The organism is Bradyrhizobium sp. (assembly GCF_027307225.1).
GTDB lineage: Bacteria > Pseudomonadota > Alphaproteobacteria > Rhizobiales > Xanthobacteraceae > Bradyrhizobium.
In genome coordinates, this window is sequence record NZ_DAHUXJ010000131.1 from 15,732 (window position 1) to 36,205 (window position 20,474).

17 protein-coding genes are annotated in these 20,474 nt (G+C 61.3%); 2 read left to right on the top strand and 15 right to left on the bottom strand.

Going from position 1 to position 20,474, the window contains the following annotated elements; translation table 11 throughout:
• Positions 1–316: 316 nt before the first annotated feature.
• The 10 genes from ppdK to M6D32_RS22280 all read right to left on the bottom strand — a co-directional run bounded on the left by ppdK (position 317) and on the right by M6D32_RS22280 (position 10,556).
• The gene (ppdK, locus tag M6D32_RS22235; protein WP_298260284.1) at positions 317–3,166 is read right to left on the bottom strand and encodes a pyruvate, phosphate dikinase; all 2,850 of its coding nucleotides are present in this window, start codon (positions 3,164–3,166) and stop codon (positions 317–319) included.
• 102 nt (positions 3,167–3,268) lie between these two features.
• Positions 3,269–3,421: a DUF3096 domain-containing protein gene (locus M6D32_RS22240; RefSeq protein WP_298260286.1), complete on the bottom strand. Its 153-nt coding sequence runs from the start codon at positions 3,419–3,421 to the stop codon at positions 3,269–3,271.
• A 310-nt stretch (positions 3,422–3,731) separates the two neighbouring features.
• Positions 3,732–4,325, bottom strand: a complete 594-nt coding sequence (locus tag M6D32_RS22245; protein ID WP_298260288.1) for a class I SAM-dependent methyltransferase — start codon at positions 4,323–4,325, stop codon at positions 3,732–3,734.
• A gap of 2 nt (positions 4,326–4,327) precedes the next feature.
• Entirely contained in the window at positions 4,328–6,562 is a 2,235-nt protein-coding gene (glyS, locus tag M6D32_RS22250) for a glycine--tRNA ligase subunit beta (protein ID WP_298260290.1), read from the bottom strand.
• On the bottom strand, positions 6,563–7,006 hold the full coding sequence (locus tag M6D32_RS22255; RefSeq protein ID WP_298260292.1) for a DUF559 domain-containing protein: 444 nt from the start codon (positions 7,004–7,006) through the stop codon (positions 6,563–6,565).
• A 97-nt stretch (positions 7,007–7,103) separates the two neighbouring features.
• Positions 7,104–8,039 carry a glycine--tRNA ligase subunit alpha gene (locus M6D32_RS22260; protein ID WP_298260294.1) on the bottom strand — a complete coding sequence of 312 codons (936 nt, stop codon included), beginning with the start codon at positions 8,037–8,039 and terminating at the stop codon, positions 7,104–7,106.
• Positions 8,040–8,117: 78 nt separating this feature from the next.
• Positions 8,118–8,309, bottom strand: a complete 192-nt coding sequence (locus M6D32_RS22265; protein WP_298260296.1) for a hypothetical protein — start codon at positions 8,307–8,309, stop codon at positions 8,118–8,120.
• A gap of 107 nt (positions 8,310–8,416) precedes the next feature.
• The gene (locus M6D32_RS22270; protein ID WP_298260298.1) at positions 8,417–9,268 is read right to left on the bottom strand and encodes a S49 family peptidase; all 852 of its coding nucleotides are present in this window, start codon (positions 9,266–9,268) and stop codon (positions 8,417–8,419) included.
• A 300-nt stretch (positions 9,269–9,568) separates the two neighbouring features.
• Positions 9,569–10,336, bottom strand: coding sequence for a methyltransferase (locus M6D32_RS22275; RefSeq protein ID WP_298260300.1), 768 nt, complete (start codon positions 10,334–10,336; stop codon positions 9,569–9,571).
• Positions 10,329–10,556, bottom strand: a complete 228-nt coding sequence (locus M6D32_RS22280; protein WP_298260302.1) for a DUF2007 domain-containing protein — start codon at positions 10,554–10,556, stop codon at positions 10,329–10,331. The genes M6D32_RS22275 and M6D32_RS22280 overlap by 8 nt, the downstream gene beginning before the upstream one ends.
• 188 nt (positions 10,557–10,744) lie before the next feature.
• On the opposite strand from M6D32_RS22280, the gene M6D32_RS22285 reads away from it, so the two are divergent.
• Entirely contained in the window at positions 10,745–11,755 is a 1,011-nt protein-coding gene (locus M6D32_RS22285) for a polyprenyl synthetase family protein (protein ID WP_298260304.1), read from the top strand.
• 21 nt (positions 11,756–11,776) lie between these two features.
• On the opposite strand, the gene M6D32_RS22290 is transcribed toward M6D32_RS22285, so the two are convergent.
• From M6D32_RS22290 to M6D32_RS22300, 3 genes are all read right to left on the bottom strand, one after another.
• Positions 11,777–12,703, bottom strand: coding sequence for a 4-(cytidine 5'-diphospho)-2-C-methyl-D-erythritol kinase (locus tag M6D32_RS22290; RefSeq protein ID WP_298260306.1), 927 nt, complete (start codon positions 12,701–12,703; stop codon positions 11,777–11,779).
• A gap of 108 nt (positions 12,704–12,811) precedes the next feature.
• Positions 12,812–14,593: a tetratricopeptide repeat protein gene (locus M6D32_RS22295; RefSeq protein ID WP_298260308.1), complete on the bottom strand. Its 1,782-nt coding sequence runs from the start codon at positions 14,591–14,593 to the stop codon at positions 12,812–12,814.
• Between the two features lie 232 nt (positions 14,594–14,825).
• A complete protein-coding gene (locus M6D32_RS22300; protein WP_298260311.1) occupies positions 14,826–16,484 on the bottom strand; it encodes an electron transfer flavoprotein-ubiquinone oxidoreductase in 1,659 nt (552 codons plus the stop codon).
• 343 nt (positions 16,485–16,827) lie between these two features.
• Between M6D32_RS22300 and M6D32_RS22305 the strand changes: the two genes are divergently transcribed.
• Entirely contained in the window at positions 16,828–17,658 is an 831-nt protein-coding gene (locus M6D32_RS22305; protein WP_298260313.1) for a uracil-DNA glycosylase, read from the top strand.
• 17 nt (positions 17,659–17,675) lie between these two features.
• Here the strand turns inward: M6D32_RS22305 and M6D32_RS22310 are convergent, their stop codons facing one another.
• The gene (locus M6D32_RS22310) at positions 17,676–19,184 is read right to left on the bottom strand and encodes a glycosyltransferase family 39 protein (protein ID WP_298260315.1); all 1,509 of its coding nucleotides are present in this window, start codon (positions 19,182–19,184) and stop codon (positions 17,676–17,678) included.
• A 236-nt stretch (positions 19,185–19,420) separates the two neighbouring features.
• Positions 19,421–20,167 (bottom strand): ribonuclease HII, encoded by a 747-nt coding sequence (locus M6D32_RS22315; protein ID WP_298260317.1) that lies wholly within the window; start codon positions 20,165–20,167, stop codon positions 19,421–19,423.
• Between the last annotated feature and the right edge of the window lie 307 nt (positions 20,168–20,474).

The following is a 20,474-nucleotide window of genomic DNA, read 5'->3' on the forward strand; positions in this document are numbered from 1 at the left end:
CCAGGCTTACGCGACCGAATTCCAGTACCTCCGTGCAATTCGATCGTTTCGGGTAATAACTAATTTAGGTTGCGAGGGAGTTAATCGGCGTGTCGTGCGCAACACACGCAATCATTCAGCGAATTTGCGCCGATCACATCGAGAGCGTTGGTAAACAGGCGCTCCAGCAAAGTGGTAAATTTCGCGTCAACAAAAAGGATGAAGAAATTTGCGGGTTCCCGTGATGATGCGGGCAGCCAGGACTTCTCCGGCATCCCCAAAAACGAAAATGCCCGGAACGAATCCGGGCATTTTCACTTCAAGCAATCACTGTTGTTTACGCCTGGCTGGCGACTTCCTTGCCGAGCGCGGCCTGCGCGGCCGCGAGGCGCGCGATCGGCACGCGGTAGGGCGAGCACGAAACATAATCGAGTCCGACCTGATGGCAGAACGCGACTGAAGCGGGATCGCCGCCGTGCTCGCCGCAAATGCCGACCTTGAGCGAGGGACGCGTCTTGCGACCGCGAGCGACGCCGATCTTCACCAACTCGCCGACGCCATCGCGGTCCACGGAGATAAAGGGATCGATCTCCAGAATGCCCTTGGCGACATAGGCGCCAAGGAAACTCGCCGCATCGTCACGGCTGATGCCGTACGTCGTTTGCGTCAGGTCGTTGGTGCCGAACGAGAAGAACTCCGCGGTCTTGGCGATATCGCCCGCCATCAGGCAGGCACGCGGCAGCTCGATCATGGTGCCAACCTGATAATCCAGCTTGGCGTGGGTCTCCTTCATCACCGCCTGCGCCGTCGTATCGATCCTGGTCTTGACGAGGTCGAATTCGGCCTTGGTCGCAATCAGCGGCACCATCACCTCGACGCCCACGGTCTTGCCGGTGCGTTTGCCGGCTTCGACGGCGGCTTCGAAAATGGCGCGCGCCTGCATCTCGGCGATCTCGGGATAGACGATCGCAAGCCGGCAACCGCGGAAACCGAGCATCGGGTTGAATTCGGCGAGTTCGCGGGCACGGTCGGCGAGCCGGCGCGGATCGGTATTCATCGCCCGCGCGACTTCCTCGACCTCTGCCTGCGTGTGCGGCAGGAACTCGTGCAGCGGCGGGTCGAGCAGCCTGATCGTCACCGGCATCCCCTTCATGATTTCGAACAGTTCGACGAAATCCGCCCGCTGCATCGGCAGCAACTTTGAAAGCGCGGCGCGGCGCGCGCGCTCATCCTCGGAGAGGATCATTTCGCGCACGGTGCGAATTCGCGTCTCTTCGAAAAACATGTGCTCGGTGCGGCAGAGGCCAATTCCTTCGGCGCCGAATTTCACCGCGGTGCGCGCGTCGTCCGGCGTATCGCCGTTGACGCGAACGCCGAGCTTGCGCACGGCGTCGGCCCATCCCATCAGCGTCCCGAACTCGCCCGACATCTGCGGCTCGATCATCGGCATACGTCCGGCAAGAACCTGTCCGAGCGAGCCGTCGATGGTGATGACATCGCCGGTCTTGAAAGTGCGTGAACCGATGCTCATGAGGCCGCGGCCGTAATCGACGCGGATGGCGCCACAGCCGGAGACGCAAGGCTTGCCCATGCCGCGCGCCACCACGGCGGCGTGCGAGGTCATGCCGCCGCGGGTGGTCAGGATGCCTTCTGCGGCGTGCATGCCGTGAATGTCTTCCGGCGAGGTCTCGATCCTGACCAGAATGACCTTGTGCCCGTCGGCCTGCAGTTTGGCGGCCTCATCGGAAGAAAACACGATCTCGCCCGATGCGGCGCCTGGCGAAGCCGGCAGGCCGGTCGCGATCACATCGCGCTTGGCGCCGGGATCGATGGTTGGATGCAGCAACTGATCGAGCGATGCAGGATCGATCCGCAGCACAGCGTCCTTTTTCGAGATCAGACCTTCATTGGCGAGTTCAACCGCGATCTTGAGCGCGGCCCTGGCCGTGCGCTTGCCGTTGCGGGTCTGCAGCATCCACAGTTTGCCCTGCTCGACGGTGAACTCCATGTCCTGCATGTCGCGGTAGTGCTTTTCGAGCAGCGTATAAATCCGCGTCAGTTCCTTGAACGCCGCCGGCATCGCCTGTTCCATCGAAGGCTTGTCGGATCCGGACTCTTTGCGTGCATCCTCGGTGATATCCTGCGGCGTGCGGATGCCGGCCACCACGTCTTCGCCCTGGGCGTTGATCAGGAATTCGCCGTAGAGCTTGCTCTCGCCGGTCGAGGGATTGCGTGTGAACGCAACGCCGGTCGCAGACGTCTCACCCATATTGCCGAACACCATCGCCTGCACGTTGACGGCGGTGCCCCAGGATTCCGGAATGTCGTGGAGCTTGCGATAGGTCACCGCGCGCGCATTCATCCAGGATGAAAACACGGCGCCGATCGCGCCCCAGAGCTGATCATAAGGGTCCTGCGGGAATTCCGATCCGGTTTCCCGTGCGAGCGCTTCCTTGTACTGGCCGACGAGTTGGACCCAATCCTCGCCCGTCAGATCGGTATCGAGCGTATAGCCCTGGCTGTCCTTGTAGGTATCGAGAATGTCTTCGAAGTGAGAGTGCTCGAAGCCGAGCACCACGTCCGAATACATGGTGATGAAGCGGCGATAGCTGTCATAGGCGAAACGGCGATCGCCGGACAATTCCGACAGCGCCTCGACGGTGACGTCGTTGAGGCCGAGATTGAGCACCGTGTCCATCATGCCCGGCATCGAGGCGCGGCCGCCGGAGCGGACAGACACCAGCAGCGGATTTTTGGAATCGCCGAAGCCTTTGCCGGTGAGCTTGCCGACATAATCGAGCGCTTTCTCGACCTGGCCTTTCAGCTCCTTTGGATAGGTCTTCTCATGCGCGTAGAAATAGGTACAGACCGAGGTCGGAATGGTGAAGCCGGGAGGCACCGGCAATCCGAGGTTGGCCATTTCAGCAAGGTTAGCGCCCTTGCCGCCGAGCAGATCGCGCAGGCCGGCTTTGCCTTCGGCCTTGCCGTCACCGAAGGTGAAGACCCATTTGCCCGACTTGACCGTCTCCGTGGCCGACTTGGCGGCGACCGGCTTTTTTGCCGGCTTCGCCGGGCTCTTCTTCAGCGCTTTGCGAGCCGCCGCCGACGGCGCGGGCTTGGCCCGAACCGCCGCGGAAGACTTTGATTTCGCAGCAACTTTCTTCGATTTCGCGACGGCTTTGGCCATGACAGAAATGATCCGCTGAAGTGACAAGGATTGAGCGCCTTACACCACTTTGAGCGGCCCGGCGCAAGCCGCGGAACCCGATCAGGGCTTCTCGATCAGGGCCTAGTGGAAACCCCGAAACAGGCCGAGGCCGATCAGGCCGTTCAGGATCAAGAAGACCGCGACGATGAAATTGAGAAGCCGCGGCATGAGCAGAATGAGAACGCCCGCAATCACGGAGATGATCGGCGAGATATGGGCGACGGTAAGCGTCATCGAAAACAGCTCCTCTGATGGGTGAATGTCGAATCGAGGAGCGGCACCTTATCATCCCCCTCTTCTGGTTCCACGACAGGAGACGCTTTCACCGTCAAGGGGTTCCCCGTCGCTCCAAAAATTCATCGGAAACAAGGCGCTGTCCCGAATTTTTTTCTGGGGAACGATGCCGGGAGCGATGAATTGGATCGCATTGCATGCCGGCCCCGCGCCGGAATCAGCAGCGCATCGCCAAAGCGCGCCCGAAAAGACGCGTGAATTGACTGATGGCGCCGCGCCGCATCCGGGGTACGAGAACCGTCTCGATCCGCTAAAGCTCCTTTCGGACCACGATCCGATGGATGCGCTTTCCCGATGACGCGCTGACGACTTCCTCGTCGAGCAGTGTCGCGGCCCCTGCCAGCTCCGAGCGAACCAGCGATGGCCCGAAAGCCGCGTAGAGACGCGCGTGCTTGTCGCGCTGGTCCTCGCCTTCGGTCACGCGCCAGCTCAGATAGAAGATTCCACCGGGCTTGACGATCTCGAACATGCGTCGGACCGCCGGCGCGATCTGCGCGACGCCGAGATGCATGATCACGGTTTCGCAGAGCACATTGACGAAGCTGTTGGCGGCGATGCCGCTCAGGCTGGGCAGCTCCGCAAGAGTGAATTCGAACTGCGGATACCGCCGGCGCGCTTCGGTCAGAAGACCATTCGATGCGTCGAAGCCTTTTGCCGGAAAACCGCTCGCACTCAGCCAAGCGACTTCGGGCCCGCTGCCACAGCCGATATCGGCGGTCAGCCCACTCGCGATAAAGAAGCGCCTGACGATGACGTGCAGATCGACCGGGGCCGGTTGCTCGTGCCAGTCCTTGGCGAACGCTGCGGCGTCATTGTCGTAGGCCGCGAGCGTCTGCCGGTCCAACCCTAGCCCTCGATCCTGGAAAAATCCGCAACGGCGCGCGTGGCGGCGCGAATCTCGTTCAAAAGCTTCAAACGATTTTCGCGCACTTTTGCATCCTCGTCGTTGACCTTGACCTTGTCGAAGAACGCATCCACCGCAGGCCGGAGCCTGGCCATCGCGCTCATGGCGCTCGTGAAATCCTCGTTCATCACGGCAGCGCCGGCCTCGCGCTTGGCCTGATCGATGGCTTTGGCGAGCGCCTTTTCCTCGTCGAGCTTATAGAGCGCAGCATCCGGCGCACCGTCGAAGGCTCGCTTGTCCTTCTTTTCCTCGATGCTGAGAATGTTGCTGGCGCGCTTGGTGCCAGCGAGCAGGTTCTTGCCATCGTCGCTGTCGAGAAATTTGCCGAGGGCTTCGACGCGGCGGACCACCATCAGAAGGTCGTCCTGACCCTCGAGCGCGAACACGGCATCGACCAGATCGTGCCGCGCGCCCTGCTCGCGAAGCTGAACTTTCAGACGGTCGGCGAAGAAGGAGAGGAGGTCAGCGATTATACGTGCCTCATCCGGCTGAGCCGGAGCACCAAACCTAAGCCTATTGCCGATCTCCGTTGCATGCGCCGCCAGCGCAGCAAATTGGGGGGCAAGTTGAGGATTCTCTTCGGCACGCTCCTGCTTTAATTGTCTTTGACGAGCGAGGTTTGCGTGAACTAACGCGAATCTCAATGGAAACAAAAGAACTACTCGTAGATGAACCTTCAGACTATTTTCGAGAAGCAGCCGGATCACACCGAGGGCAGCGCGCCGTAGCGCGTATGGATCCTTACTTCCGGTAGGCTTTTCATCAATGGCCCAGAATCCAACCAGCGTATCGATCCTGTCGGCTAGCCCTACAGCAACAGAAACCGGAAGTCGTGGAACTACATCATCCGGCCCCTTGGGCTGATAGTGCTGTTCAATCGCAAACGCGACCTCGCCATCTTCTCCCTGCTTTTGCGCGTAGTGGGTCCCCATCATTCCCTGTAACTCGGGAAATTCACCAACGACCTCTGTCAGCAAATCCGCCTTCGCGAGCCTAGCGGCTCGTCTCGCTTTGCTAACGTCAGCTCCCACCACTGGCGCAATCTTGGCGGCTAGCTCCTCAATTCGAGTTATGCGCTCGGCCTGGGTACCAAGTTTTTCATGAAAGACCGTTGTCTCGAACTTATATAGGCGATCTTCGAGCTTGGTCTTGCGATCAGATTCATAGAAAAACTTAGCATCAGATAACCGAGCGCGAATGACACGCTCATTGCCGGCTACAATCGCTCGCCCACTATCTGTCGCCTCGATATTGGCGACCATGATAAATTTCGGAACCAGAAAACCAGTCTCAGCGTTTCGGACTACAAAGCATTTTTGATTGTTGCGAATCGTAGACCTGATAATTTGGCCCGGGAGCACCAAGAAATCCTGATCAAAATCTCCCATTAGCACGACCGGCCATTCGACTAGACCCGCGATCTCATCTAACAGTACCGGGTCCTCGAAGAGCTCAAATCCTTGCGCGAAGGCGAGCTGACGAGCGTCGGTGACGATCGTATCCCTCCGCCGCTCGGAATCGAGCACGACCTTCGCGTCGAGCAGCTTCGCCTCATAGTCCTCGAAACGGCGCACGGAGATCGCCTGCGGCGCCATGAAGCGATGGCCAAATGTCGTCTGGCCGCTCTCGATGCCGTCGACGGCAAATTTCACCACGTCAGGCTCTTCGGTCTCGAGTCCAAAAGTGCACGTGATCGCATGCAGCGGCCGCACCCAGGAGAGCGATCCTGATCTGGCCGATCGCGCGCCCCAGCGCATCGATTTCGGCCACGGGAAGGTTCTGACGATCACGGGCAGGATTTCGGCGAGCACATCAATGGTGGCGCGACCCGGCTTTTCGATCAGCGCGATGTAAAAATCGCCCTTCTTCGGATCGCTTTGAATCTTCGCTTCATCGAGCGACGACAGTCCGGTGGCCTTCAGAAAGCCCGCAATCGCAGCTTCCGGCCCGCCGACGCGCGGCCCCTTGCGTTCTTCCTTCAGGTCGGCTTGACGCGCCGGAATGCCATGGACGGTCAACGCCAGGCGGCGCGGGGTCGCGAAGGCCTTGGCGCCTTCATAAACGAGGCCCTCGGCAATGAGCTTGTCGGTGACCATACGGCGCAGATCGTCCGCCGCCTTCGCCTGCATGCGCGCGGGGATTTCTTCGGAAAACAGTTCGAGCAGGAGATCGGGCATTCAATTGCGCTCTTTGCGGAAACGGCGAGGCACACGCAGGTGCACCTCCCCTCCCCCTTGCGGGGAGGGGTCGGGGGTGGGGGGCAACGCGCGCTGAATCTCGCTGAGAACCCCCTCAAGATTTTCGAGCACCTCGTTATTCCAGAACCTCATCACACGATAGCCTCTGGCTTCGATAGAGCGCGTGCGCGACGCATCGGATGCCTGTTGCCAACCATGCTGCCCGCCGTCGAGTTCGATCGCGAGCTTTGCCTTACGGCGCGCAAAATCAACAATGTAACTGCCAATGAGAGCTTGGCGGCGGAAATGCGAACCGGCCAAATGAATGTCGTGACGAAGCCGCTGCCACAGCACACGTTCGGCATCGGTCGGTTGGGCGCGCATCCGGCGCGCAAATTGCCGCCGAGGGTCAATCATCACGCTCGATTCAATCACATTCGCCATCATCTGTGGACCCCCACCCCCGACCCCTCCCCGCAAGGGGGAGGGGAGCAGAGGCGCCAACAGCGCGGAAGTCCTAAACCAACGAGCGTTGAATGAATCAGTTCGCCCTCCCCGTTTCGGTATGCACCCAGGCTTCGCCGCAGGCTTTTGCGAGTTCGCGCACCCGCAGGATGTAGCTCTGGCGTTCCGTCACCGAGATCACGCCGCGCGCGTCGAGCAGATTGAAGGCGTGGCTTGCCTTGATGCACTGGTCATAGGCCGGCAGCGCCATCAGATGCTCTCTCCGTTTGCTGCCATCGCGCCAGCCAGCTTCGAGATACTTCCGGCACGCTTGTTCGGCCATCTTGAACTGCTCGAACAGCATCGCCGTATCGGCAACTTCGAAATTGTGCCGCGAATATTCCTGCTCGGCCTGAAGGAAGACGTCGCGATAGCTGACCTTCTCGGCCCCCTCGCGGCCGTTGAAATTGAGTTCCATGATGCTGTCGACGCCCTGCAAATAGCAGGCGAGACGTTCGAGCCCGTAAGTGAGCTCGCCGGAGACCGGTGCGCATTCGACGCCCGCGACCTGCTGGAAGTAGGTGAACTGGCTCACCTCCATGCCGTCACACCAGCATTCCCAGCCCAGTCCCCATGCGCCCAATGTCGGGCTCTCCCAATCGTCCTCGACGAAACGAATGTCGTGCAGACGCGAATCGATGCCGATGGCGGCAAGCGATTTCAGATAGAGCTCCTGAATGTCAGGCGGCGAAGGCTTCAGGATCACCTGAAACTGATAGTAGTGCTGCAAGCGATTGGGATTTTCGCCATAGCGCCCGTCCTTCGGACGCCGCGAGGGCTGCACATAGGCCGCGTTCCACGGCTTGGGGCCGAGCGCACGCAGCGTGGTCGCCGGATGAAAGGTGCCGGCCCCGACTTCCATGTCATAGGGCTGCAGGATCACGCAGCCGTAATCGGCCCAATAACGCTGGAGCGTCAGGATCAATCCCTGGAACGAGCGTTCCGGGCGCATATGCGCAGGCAAGGCATCCATCGTCGATCAGGTCTTTCCGCGGATCAAATCGCGCGGGACCGTATCGGCGTGGAGTTTTGGAATCAAGGCGATGGCGGCTTAGCCCGGCCGGTAGGCGCCCGTATTGGGGTCCCGCCGAAGCGTCGGAATTTCCCGCGAGCGGGCGGCTTCGGCAGCCCGCGCAAGGCGAGCCTCCTCCAGTTCCTGGCTAACCCGAAGGGCAGTCCGGTAGGCCCAGCGAACCATGGCCAGCCCTCCAAGAGCGCCAGCAAATGCGACAAGCGCCGGCATCGATCGATCCTCGTCCATTGGTCACACGCCCCATTTCACGCATTGTCTACCAAGGCAGGGCGTCCCGCAATCGGATCAAGCGGGACGAAATGGCGCGGGTATCCTGTTCAAAACCCGAATTTTGCCCAAATTGCCCTGACCTCGAGGGCCGAAATCGCCTCCTCCGGCAGGCTGGCGACGCCTTCCGATGCCGCAACGGCCCCGGGCGACCGACGCCCGAGCAGGCCGGACAGCATGCCGCTGGACGGCGCGATCAACGGCGTTTGTACTTTCTCGCCATAACGAGCCCGAAGCGTCGAGCGCAGGTCGCCGATCGAGTCGGCCAGACCAAGCGATACGGAGGTCTCGCCCGCCCAGTACTCGCCGGTGAACAACAGGTCATCCGTGCCCTTCAGCCGCGCGCCCCGGCTTTGCTTCACGAGCGCGATGAAGATGTCGTGGATTTCGCGCTGGAGCGCTTTCAGCCGCGACACATCCTCGGGGTTTTCGGGGAGAAACGGGTCGAGCATCGCCTTGTGAGCGCCTGCCGTGTAGAGCCTTCGCTCGACTCCGACTTTCTTGATCAGTTCCTGAAATCCGAACGAGCCACCGACGACACCGATCGACCCGAGTATCGAGGAGGGATCGCAAAAAATCTCATCGCCGGCACATGCGATCATGTAGCCGCCCGACGCCGCGACGTCCTCGACGAACACCAGGACCGGGAGCTTCTTCTCCGCAGCGAGTTGGCGGATGCGCAAATAAATCTGCCGCGACTGCACCGGCGAGCCGCCGGGCGAATTGATCACCAGCGCAACCGCCTTCGCGTTCTTGACCGAAAAGGCGCGCTCCAGCGTCCGCGCAAGGCCAGCGAGCGACATTCCGGGCCGCAGCGGCGTCACCGCTCCGATCACGCCGGACAAACGCACCACCGGCACGACGGCCCGGCGGCGCCGCAGCCACGCCGGAATCCAGCTCATCAACTTTTCGATTGCGGCCGGCCATTGCCGCGCTCCGCTGAAATCTTCCGACATACACTTACCTCAAATTAACCGTTTCTTATCACCACACTGTCATTGGACCGAGAGAACGACCGTGTAGTTGAATCGTATCCTTGAGAGGGCCTCAAGCCGCCAGGATACAGCGGAGCACGCCATGAAGATCTATTTGCTGATGACGCTGTTCGGTATCCTCTTCACTGCGATTCATCTCACCTCGGCGCCGAAACCGGACTCGAAGCCGGTTTCGCGGTAAATTCCCGGCTAACGCCTCTTCCAAATTCACGGTATTGCCAGCGGCGGCAGGCTTTCGCCAGCCAGAATCTTCGCGGCATCCGACGTGGGACTGCCAGCTTCGTCGTTCAGCGCAAGCGCGGTCAGCAGACGTGTCGGTGCCCGCCCGCCTTTTGTGGCGCGGACCAGCACGCGGATCGCCGGCGAGGCCGCGTCGGCATGAACGGGCAGGATCATCATACTGCCGAAGCCACGGCCGAGCGCCGCCAGCACATCGGCAATTCCGTCGGCGCGCCAGATCATCACGAGATTGCCGCCCGACTTGAGAATCCGCCGGCTTGCATGAATCCATGCCTGAAGCGTTTCCGCGGCGGCGACATGCGCCACCTCCCGCGCTTTGTCCGGCGAGGCGCGATGCCGCGAAGCATCGTTGAAGGGCGGATTCATCAGCACGACATCGACGCTGTCAGCGCCAAGGCCCAGGGATGCGAAGCGCTCGGCGCTCGCGGTAACGTCAAGCACAAGAGCTTCAGCCGTAATCGCGTTGCCTGTCGCATTGGCCCGCGCCATCTCCGCGAGCGTCGCGTCGATCTCGGCGAGAACCAGCTTTATTCCACCGACACGCGTAGCAACCGCAAGGCCTGCCGCACCGACGCCGGCACCAAAATCAACCACGCGATCGCCCGCGCGGGCAGGCGTTGCGGCTGCGAGCAGCATCGCATCGTGGCCGGCGCGATGGCCTGATTTCGGCTGGCGCAGGCGCAGTTTGCCACCGAGAAGAGTATCCTCGGTGACCTGGCGTGCCAGATCACTCATCGGGCCGCAGTTCGTGGGCAAGGCCGGCATCGCGCAGAATTTCGCGGGCCTGGCGATTATCATCCTCGTGGACGAGAATTCGGCGCGGCAAGACACCGAGCGATCCCTCGATGATGCTCATATTCTGGTCAAGCACGAGATGATGGATATTGGCGCCATCAAGCAGCGCGCCAATTGCCGAAACCAGCACGATGTCGTTGGTCCGAACCAATTCCCGCACCTGACTTTCTCCTTTTATTCCGGCGGCCTGACGACATGTTGTTGCGCGCGCGGCCTTGCCGCCCCCGTAGTCCGATTCTACATTCGCTTTCGGCCCAGGCGGATAGCGAATGCCAAATCCGCTCGCCGAGCCGGCTTTCTATGGTTATATCCGAGGATATGGCCGGTTGGGCAAACCTGGAGACTTACGTGGCGGTTATTGTTCCTTTTGAGAGCCCCTCAGACGCCTCGATCGACGGCCTCGTTCGGCTGGTGGCCGCCGATATGGAGCGGGTCAACGCGACCATCCTGTCGCGGACCGGTTCGGAAGTCACCATGATCCCCGAGGTGGCCAATCACCTGATCTCATCGGGCGGCAAGCGGCTGCGTCCCATGCTGACGCTGGCGATGGCCAATCTGACCGGCTATTCCGGCGACGGCCACATCAAGCTCGCGGCGTCCGTCGAATTCATGCATACCGCAACGCTGCTGCATGACGACGTCGTCGACGAAAGCGAGATGCGGCGCGGCAAGCTGTCGGCCCGAATGCTCTGGGGCAACGAGGCCAGCGTCCTGGTCGGCGATTTCCTGCTCGGCCAGGCCTTCCGGATGATGGTCGAGGTCGGCTCGCTGCGCGCGCTCGACATCCTGTCGGCGGCGGCGGCCACCATCGCCGAGGGCGAGGTGATGCAGTTGGCCGCGGCGAAAAATACCGCCACCACGGAGGACGAATACCTCGCCGTTATCAGAGGCAAGACAGCCGAGTTGTTTGCCGCCGCCTGCGAAGTAGGTCCCGTGATCGCCAACCGTCCGAAGGACGAACAAACCGCCTGTCGCTCGGTTGGCATGAATCTCGGCATCGCGTTCCAGCTCGTCGACGACGTGCTCGATTACGGCGGCAAATCGGCTAAGCTCGGCAAGAACGTCGGCGACGATTTCCGCGAGGGCAAGATCACGCTGCCGGTGGTCCTGGCGTTCCGCCGCGGCAACGATGTCGAGCGCGAATTCTGGCGCAGGGCGCTCGAGCGCGGCGAGATCGACGATGGCGATCTCGATCACGCTGTCGGGCTGATGACCAAGCACCGCGCGCTCGAGGACACCATCAATCGCGCGCAACATTACGGCGCGATCGCCGTCGATGCGCTGGCGCTGTTTCCGCCTTCGCCGATGAAGACCGCGCTGGAGCAGGTGGTGGCATTCTGCCTGGCGCGAACGCACTGAGCGCGACGCCAGAGCGTTGCATCAGCTCAACGTGCCGGCGTGCACCCACCACTCCGGATGATCGTGGCGAATCTTTTCCGCCGCCCGGCCGGCCTCGGCGGTGTTCTCATAAATCGCAAAGCACGTGGCGCCAGAGCCAGACATGCGGGCCAGCCAGGCGCCGTTGGTGGCACTTAGCGCCGAGATCACATTCCTGATGACGGGTTGAATCCGCATGGCCGGCGCCTCCAGGTCGTTGGAGCTGTCAGCGAACGCTTCGACCCATTCCTCAAGTGAAGCTCCCGCGTCCGGCCAGACCATGGCCCGGATAACGTCGGCGACACCCACGAGCAGTTCGCCGTTGCGCAGGCCCAGTGCGGCGAACACATCCTTGGTCGCCACCGCGACGCGCGGATTGACCAGCACACAAGGAAGCTTCGGCAACGCTAATGGCAGCAGCTTCTCCCCCACGCCGGTCATGACACAGGCCAGCGAGGGGACACAGACCGGAACGTCGGCGCCGGTCAATCTCGCGACTTCGATCACGCGAGCATCATCGATCGCAAGGCCGTTGGCCCGCGCGAGCAGCCGCAATGCCGCCGCGGCATCCGCCGAGCCGCCGCCGATCCCGGCTGCGACGGGCAGCACCTTGTGGAGCGTGAAGGTGCCGCTCTTCAGGCCCTTCACGCGTTCGGCCAGGAGCCGTGCCGCCTTGAGCACGAGGTTGTCGTCGAGACCGCCGCACGCATTCGCCAGCGGGCCTGACGTCTTGAGTCGCAGCTCGCCGCCCGGAAGCAGCGTCAGCCGATCGGCACAGTCGGCAAACGCGACCACGCTTTCCAGATCGTGATAGCCGTCGACGCGCCGTCCAACCACCCGAAGGGTCAGATTGACCTTGGCACGCGCGTCTTCGACAATTTCTCCGATAGGGGATCTAGCGGCCGCGTCGGTCGGTTCACCCGAGGTCATGGCGAATGCAAATCCAGTCAACCGAGGGCAACCGATAGAGAAAACGACGCCTCAAAATCTCAGCCGGGAACATCATAAAAGTGCCGGGGCCGTTGCGGCCCCGATCCATCACCCGCCCTTGCCTTCATCTTTCTTCTTCTCGGCAGCAGCGGCCGACGACGAGGACCCATCGTCGGTCAAGCCATGCTCGATCTTGGCCTCGATCTTCGGCAGATCCTCCGGTTCCGGCTTGAGGTCGCGGGCGTGCGCCCACTGGAACTTGGCTTCCAGCGTGCGACCGACGCGCCAATAGGCGTCACCGAGGTGATCATTGATCGTCGGATCTTCGGGCTTGAGGTCGACCGCCCGTTCCAGATTCTTGACGGCCTCGTCGTAGTTGCCGATGCGGAAGTAGGCCCAGCCCAGCGAGTCCACGATATACCCGTCATCCGGACGCTGCTCGACGGCACGTTTGATCATCTTCATGCCTTCGTCGAGATTGACGCCCTGATCGATCCAGGAATAGCCGAGATAGTTGAGGACATGCGGCTGTTCGGGCTGCAGCTCAAGCGCCTTGCGCATATCGGCTTCTGCTTTGGTCCACTGCTTGTCGCGCTCTTCGCAGATACCCCGGTAATAGTAGTAAACCCAGGTATTCTTGTCGGTCGCCTTCGGCAGGATGTCGATGCCGTGCGAATAGGTGCCGACACAGTCGGCGAACTTCTTGCGGCCGCGCTCGATATTGCCGAGCGCCATCACGGCCTCGATATCCCTGGAGTCGTCCGCGATCACACCCTTGAGAATCTTGATCGCCTCGTCGGTGCGGTCAGCCGCGTCGAGATCGATCGCGAGCTGGATCTGCGCATTGCGCTTGAGGGGCGAGCTTGACGGCATGCGCTCATAAACCTTGATCGCCATCTGCGGCTTCTTCACCGATTCATAGAGGTCGGCGAGCGACAGCAAGGCCATCGGGTGGTTCGGGACCAGATAGAGAGCGAGTTGCAGGTAAACCAGAGCGAGGTCCTCGCCGCCGCGGCGGGTCAATGTGGCCCCGATGCCGTAGAGTGCCTCGGCCGCGCCGGCCTGTGGCGAATCCACGATCGGCGGCAGCTTCTTGCCGGCGTCGATCTCGCGCATCGCTTGCTGTATCAGCGGATGGCGCGGTAGCTTCTTGTCGAAGGCTTCAAAGACTTGCTTTGCCGCAGCCGCATCCTTGTTGCGCGACAGCCAGCGGCCATAGTCGTCAGCGACGCGCAGCATCGAATCTTCGAGCTTGTAGGCTCGCTCGAGGCGGACGCCGGCGTCCTTTTCCTTGCCCGCCAGTTCGAGGATCATGCCCGAATGCAGGTCCTTGAAGATCGGATACCACTCCGGACCGTTCAGCTTGTCGATCGTGGCCACCGCACCCTTGGCGTCGCCGGCGCCGTAGGCGGCCCAGCCGGACAGCAGGGTGGCGACTAGATCCGTGATCGGCCCGCGGACCGACTGGTTGATGTTGGTTTGCGCGCTGGCGTATTTCTTCAGCTTGAGATCGCGCACGCCAATCACCAGTCGTGCCACGCGATTGGTCTTGTCGCCGGCAAGGATCCGGTCGGCAAGCTTGACGGCTTCGTCGATGTCGCCGTCCGCAAGCGAGGAAATGAAGGCACGATCGAGCAATTCGTTGTTCTTCGGATCGGTGCGGAGCGCCGACCGATAGAAGGCGGCGGCCGAGGCGGCATCCCGCTCGACGCTGGCGTGGCGGGCGGCGAGATAGCTGCCGGACGTCGTCAGCGTCTTCAGGTCACGGGCAGAGGGAAATTGAGCGGAGTTGTCGGTGGGATGCTCAGGCGTCTGCGCGGCAGCGGCCACCGGCAGTACCAGGAAAGCGAGTGCGGCAATCGTCGAGCGATTGAATCGGAAAGAAAGCATCACGGTTCGCCTTGGCTCCAGGGTCTACGGCTGCGATTATGTGAACAGTTTCAGATGCAAGCTCGATCGGCGCATCAAGTGTTGCGACAATGCAGGTTTTGACGCCCAACCGCAAGGATACAGGGATTGCAAATCGACCGACGAGACGTCCTTCACTACCTTACCCGCCTGAAAACGCTGGCACTATGGCGGTATCGTGGCGCAGCTACCGATGGCTCTCACGCGATCGTGGTCACATTGCCTCGTAGTTAGGTCCGCCGCCGCCTTCGGGGGGAACCCAGGTAATGTTGCCGTTCGGGTCCTTGATGTCGCAGGTTTTGCAGTGAACGCAGTTCTGGGCATTGATCACAAAGCGCGGACCTGAGGTTTCCTCCACCCACTCGTAGACTCCAGCCGGACAGTAGCGGTTGGACGGACCTGCAAAGACGTCGTGTTCAGAGGTCTGTTGCAGGTTCATGTCGGCAACCTTCAGATGAACCGGCTGATCCTCCTCATGGTTGGTATTGGACAAGAACACCGACGATAGTTTGTCGAATGAAATCTTGCCGTCCGGCTTTGACGCTGCAACCGGCGCGTGAACCTTTGCCGGATCGAGCGTGCTCCGGTCAGGCTTGGCGTGCGACTGGGTTCCAAACAGCGAGAAACCGAGCGAGTTGCACCACATGTCGAATATCCCGAGTCCGGCGCCGACGAAGGTACCGAATTTCGACAACAGCGGCTTGGCGTTGCGGACGGGGTAGAGGTCCTTGCCGACTGCCGACGACCGCCAGGCATTTTCATACTCGACAAGCTCGTCATTCGTACGCCCTGCACCGAGCGCGGCGTGGACGTGCTCGGCCGCAAGCATGCCGCTGCCCATCGCATTGTGCACTCCCTTGATCCGCGGCACGTTCACAAAACCCGCAGCGCAGCCGATCAAGGCGCCTCCGGGGAAGCTCAGACGCGGCACCGATTGATAGCCGCCTTCCGTGATCGCGCGCGCGCCATAGGCAAGCCTCTTGCCCCCTTCGAGCACAGAGCGAACGGCCGGGTGCGTCTTGATACGCTGAAACTCGTCGAAGGGAGACAGGTACGGATCGTCGTAGTTCAGGTGAACCACGAAGCCGATCGACACGAGGTTCTCGTCATAATGATAGAAGAACAGGCCGCCGCCAGTGTCATTCTTCAGAGGCCAGCCAACCGCGTGCTGAACCAGGCCTTTCTGGTGCTTGGCTGGATCGATTTGCCAGACTTCCTTCAGACCGATGCCGAATTTCGGCGGCTCGCTCTTGGCATCGAGCGCAAACTTCGCAATGAGTTGCTTGGTGAGGCTGCCGCGTGCACCCTCGGCAAAAAGCGTATACTTGCCGCAGAGTTCCATGCCGCGGGTGAAGGAAGCCTTGTGCGAGCCATCCTTGGCGATCCCCATATCGCCCGTGGCGACACCGCGCACCGCGCCCTGATCGTCATAGAGCACTTCGGCGGCGGCAAAGCCCGGATAAATCTCGACGCCCAAAGCCTCTGCCTTGCCGGCCAGCCATCGGCAAAGCCGGCCGAGCGAACCGATGTAGCAATGATGGTTATTCATCAACGGCGGCATGATGAAATTCGGCACCTTGATCGCGTTCGTCTCGGTGAACCAGAAGAACCGGTCGTCCTTCACCTGCGTTTTCAGCGGACAATCGGCATCCTCTCGCCAATCGGGCATGAGCTTGTCGAGTCCCGCAGGGTCCATTACGGCGCCCGACAAAATATGTGCGCCGACTTCCGACCCCTTCTCGACCACCACAACGGAAAGTTCGGGATTGAGTTGCTTCAACCGGATGGCTGCGCCGAGACCCGACGGGCCAGCGCCGACGATCACGACGTCGAATTCCATGGATTCGCGCGGCGACAATTCTTCGGTGCTCATGATCAGGTCTCAGGCTTGAAATGGGCTAGTGGTCCGATTCTAACATTTGCATCCCGGTGTGGGAGGCACTTTTGCAAATGTTAGAATCAAAGGACCACCAGCAAACATTGGTTTCTAGTGGAGTTTTGGATTTGACATTCGCATTTCGAATGCTCGGCAAGGGGGCGGCGAATGTCAAATCCACTCCACACGTTGTTTCCGATTTTTACGGGAAGAACAATATGGAAATGCCGTTCCGTTGCAGGGCGATCCGGCCTAGAGTTACGATCGGTCATCCGCGTCGACCGCAAGGCGGCGTTCGCCATGCGGAATTCCAGAAGCAAAGCCGTACCGGATCAACAAGTTGACGCCTGAACCTGCGCCCACCGTTTCTCAGTTGCTGGCCTTCTATCTGGAGGCCGGGGTGGACTGTGCGCTGTCAGATGAACCTGCTGACCGGCTTTCCGAAGTCGAGCAGCCAGCCGTCCCCAAACCGGCTGCTTCCGGCAGTATCGGCCCGGCACGCGCCATCGGACCAGCGCCTGCTGCATTCGTTACACCGGTTTCCGAGCCGACGGTCGCACCGGATGCCGCGATTGCCACAGCGCGCGAAGCCGCCCGCACCGCCGGCTCACTCGAAACCCTGCGCGACATGCTGGAGAAATTCGACGGCTGCGCGCTGAAATCCACCGCCACGCGGCTGGTGTTTGCCGACGGTAATCCAAAGGCACGCATCATGTTCGTCGGCGAGGCGCCGGGTCGCGACGAAGATATCGAGGGCCTGCCCTTCGTTGGACGTTCCGGCAAGCTGCTCGACCGAATGATCGCTTCGATCGGGCTGAATCGCAGCAAAGTCTACATCGCCAACGTGATTCCCTGGCGTCCGCCGGGCAACCGGACACCGACGCCACTGGAAACCCAGATCTGCCTGCCGTTCATCCAGCGGCAAATCGAACTGGTGGATCCGGATATTCTGGTGACGCTTGGCAATCCTTCGACGCAGACGCTGCTCTCGACGCGCGAGGGCATCATGAAAACGCGCGGCCGCTGGCTCAACTACGACACCGGCACACGCGCGATCCGCGCGATGGCGACTTTTCATCCGGCCTATCTGTTGCGCTCGCCGGCTTACAAGCGACTTTCGTGGCAGGATTTGCGCGCGATCGCGAAGGCGCTGGCCCTAGCCACATCGTAGGCTGCCATTTTAGCCCCTCATGGCCCCTTCGGCCGCACGATAGCCCAGCCGATCCGCAGCAAAGGCTGCCGCCCGTTCACCAGCCGGTCGAAGGCCTGCGGCACTTCGGGCACAAGACCCGGAAACTGCTTCGCAATATCGGGCGGCGGCGTGCCACCCGTATCGGAGGCGCGCCAAACTACGACGCCACCGGTTTGATTGAACTTGTCCCGATTGAGCCACGGCGTCTGGTCCGGCGCGCCAGCGAGAAACAGATGCGGACGCGGCGGACTGAGGCTAATCAGCGTCGCCAGTTCAGCGTCGCCGCTCACCGCCATCAGGCGATGGTTGGTTCGCCGTGCGAAGCTATCATCAAAGAAGCGTCCGATCGCAGTAGCCGGCAAGGACGTCGCTATCTCGGTGGTCGTGGTCCACGGCACAAAGATATTCGTCAGAACGACAGCAAGCGCCGGCGCCAGAATGATGGCGGCCCAGATCGAGCGTAACGTGCGCTGGCGCCGCACGTGAACGAGGTCGCCGCACGCGACAACAGCCGCCAATCCTGACATCAGAAGCGCGACACCGGCGCCGCCGACGACACGATTCAGGCCAAACAGGCCGGATATCAGGCAGCCGATCACCGCGGGAGCAAAGGCGAAGAAATAGACGAAGTCGCGCGCCAGGGGGTCGACCGGAGGCCGGAAAATGACGGGAGCCTCGTCCTGGGTTTGGTCGAACCATCGGGAATTGAAGGCCGAGACGATCGCGATTCCCAGCGAGGCCAGGAGCAACCCACCGAACAATTCGACGCCGCGCACGGCCCGTCCGCTCAAACTGGCAATCGGCGGCAAATGCGGCAGGATCGATGCGTCAGCTCGGATCAGCCAGATCAGGTACGGCAGCGCCAAAACAATGACCACCAAAAGCGCAAACAGCGCATCAAACGACATCACGATGCGCCGGCCCCGAGCGGTCGCCAGCGCAAAGACCATCACGAGCGCAATCAGCACGAAGGCGGCCGAGGTGGTGAGAAGCAGGAGACCGGCTTCGATCGACCAGGCGAACCAGGCATTACGCCGGTTCTGGCCGATCAGTTGCCAGGAATGCAGCAGGAGCAGCGCCCACAGCGGACGCGCCAGTACCAGGGGACCAAACTCGAGGCCGGGTGCGCTGAACGCCAGCACCGTCATCGTCAGAAGAACCGCAAGCACCGCCTGTTGCCCTCCGACGGCGGCGCGCGCAAGCAGATAAAGTGTCCAGAAGGTCGCGATCGAGCAGAGCTGCGCCAGTAAATAGACGCCAAACATGTGACTGGCGGAGGCACGAAACGCGATGTCGGCAATCCAGAAGGCGAGCGGCGGCCCAAGGTCGGTTCCAACCCGATACTCGCGGCCAAGCGAGACCACGGTGGCGAGGTCGCCGGGCGGGCTGCGATACAGGATGAGCGATACCGCGAGCCACAGGATCGCCTGCAGCACGACCACAAGCCACACGACCAGCCTCGGCCGGGCGCGGATCAGTTCAATAACTAGCGAGGTGAAGCGCATATGATGACCGGCTCGGTTCCGACCTCAGGTCAGAGCAAGGTCTTAAAGTGCGCAATGCATGGAGGCAACTAGTGCGGTGAATTTGAAGTTCCTATCAGTTTCGCGGTAACCTCGTCATAGGAACTTCAAATTCTAAACCGCACTAGAATCATATAATTGGCTAGTGCTCCTTTGATTCCGAAGTTCGCAAACGTGGAGCCGCAATATGATACGAACTTCGGAATCGGAGCACTAGGTCATTCCGCAGCAGAGATGATTGGCACTACGCCTGCTGGATCGAACAGATCGGCCTCGCGCTTGACCGTCCACGGCTGATGTTTCTCGCGCGCGGCGACAACGGGCGCAAAAAAGCTGCGGTGATGGGCCGAGGGGCCGAGCCGATTCAGCGCATCGAGATGTTCCGGCACGCCATAACCCTTATGGGACTCGAAGCCGTAACCGGGGCACTCCTCGGCCAGCGCGCACATCAAACGGTCGCGCGTCACCTTGGCGATGATCGAAGCGGCAGCGATCGAAACCACAATCCCGTCGCCGCCGATCACCGCGTCACAGTTGCAGGTCGTGTCGAGCCGATCGCGGCCGTCGACAAAGACGTGTTTTGGCGATTCCGGCAAACTTTCGACCGCGCGCTTGAGTGCCCAAAGCGAGGCGCGAAGAATATTGTCGCGGTCGATTCGCGCCGGCGAGGCGAAGGCGACCGAAAATGATGCGGTCGCGCAAATCTGCTCGAAAAGTTCCTCACGGCGGTCCGCCGTCAGCCGCTTGGAATCGTCGATCCCCTTCGGGATCCGCGTCGGGTCCAGCACGACGGCGGCCGCGACGACCGGACCTGCCAGCGGCCCGCGCCCGGCCTCGTCACAACCTGCAACCGGCCATACACCGCGCTTGATCAGCGCCCGCTCGCGCCGAAAACTCGGCGGCGTGACCGCGATCACGCCTTTCGGCAAATCGATTCTCTTCTTTCCGGACTTTCCCCGAATCATACCGGGATCGTGCGCAAGCATCCCACCACGCGCAACGGGGAACTTCGGCGCGACGCACGCCTTTCACCGCTCTCAACAGCAGCAACCCAATCCGCCTCTCAATCCGGCAGATGCACGCGGCGATCTTCCCCGACTTCGATATCAGGTGCAACCACTGCTTCCCAGGGTGTCAGTAGCGCGTGATCTGTCGCCTGTTTGTAGCTCGTGAAGTGTCGTGTTTTTAGTGCCCTGGAACAAAGGGGGCACGATGGGCACGGCATCCATTCACGAGGGTGTACGACGGATGCGGTTTTCAAGTTTGCTGGAT

Excerpts from the sequence above, each read along its gene's own strand:
- M6D32_RS22270 (WP_298260298.1), bottom strand. The coding sequence starts at position 9,268 with ATGAGCTGGATTCCGGCGTGGCTGCGGCGCCGCCGGGCCGTCGTGCCG.
- M6D32_RS22315 (WP_298260317.1), bottom strand. The coding sequence starts at position 20,167 with ATGATTCGGGGAAAGTCCGGAAAGAAGAGAATCGATTTGCCGAAAGGC.
- M6D32_RS22300 (WP_298260311.1), bottom strand. The coding sequence starts at position 16,484 with ATGAGCACCGAAGAATTGTCGCCGCGCGAATCCATGGAATTCGACGTC.
- M6D32_RS22295 (WP_298260308.1), bottom strand. The coding sequence starts at position 14,593 with ATGCTTTCTTTCCGATTCAATCGCTCGACGATTGCCGCACTCGCTTTC.
- M6D32_RS22265 (WP_298260296.1), bottom strand. The coding sequence starts at position 8,309 with ATGCCGGCGCTTGTCGCATTTGCTGGCGCTCTTGGAGGGCTGGCCATG.
- M6D32_RS22290 (WP_298260306.1), bottom strand. The coding sequence starts at position 12,703 with ATGACCTCGGGTGAACCGACCGACGCGGCCGCTAGATCCCCTATCGGA.
- M6D32_RS22260 (WP_298260294.1), bottom strand. The coding sequence starts at position 8,039 with ATGGATGCCTTGCCTGCGCATATGCGCCCGGAACGCTCGTTCCAGGGA.
- M6D32_RS22255 (WP_298260292.1), bottom strand. The coding sequence starts at position 7,006 with ATGGCGAATGTGATTGAATCGAGCGTGATGATTGACCCTCGGCGGCAA.
- ppdK (WP_298260284.1), bottom strand. The coding sequence starts at position 3,166 with ATGGCCAAAGCCGTCGCGAAATCGAAGAAAGTTGCTGCGAAATCAAAG.
- M6D32_RS22240 (WP_298260286.1), bottom strand. The coding sequence starts at position 3,421 with ATGACGCTTACCGTCGCCCATATCTCGCCGATCATCTCCGTGATTGCG.
- M6D32_RS22275 (WP_298260300.1), bottom strand. The coding sequence starts at position 10,336 with ATGAGTGATCTGGCACGCCAGGTCACCGAGGATACTCTTCTCGGTGGC.
- glyS (WP_298260290.1), bottom strand. The coding sequence starts at position 6,562 with ATGCCCGATCTCCTGCTCGAACTGTTTTCCGAAGAAATCCCCGCGCGC.
- M6D32_RS22310 (WP_298260315.1), bottom strand. The coding sequence starts at position 19,184 with ATGCGCTTCACCTCGCTAGTTATTGAACTGATCCGCGCCCGGCCGAGG.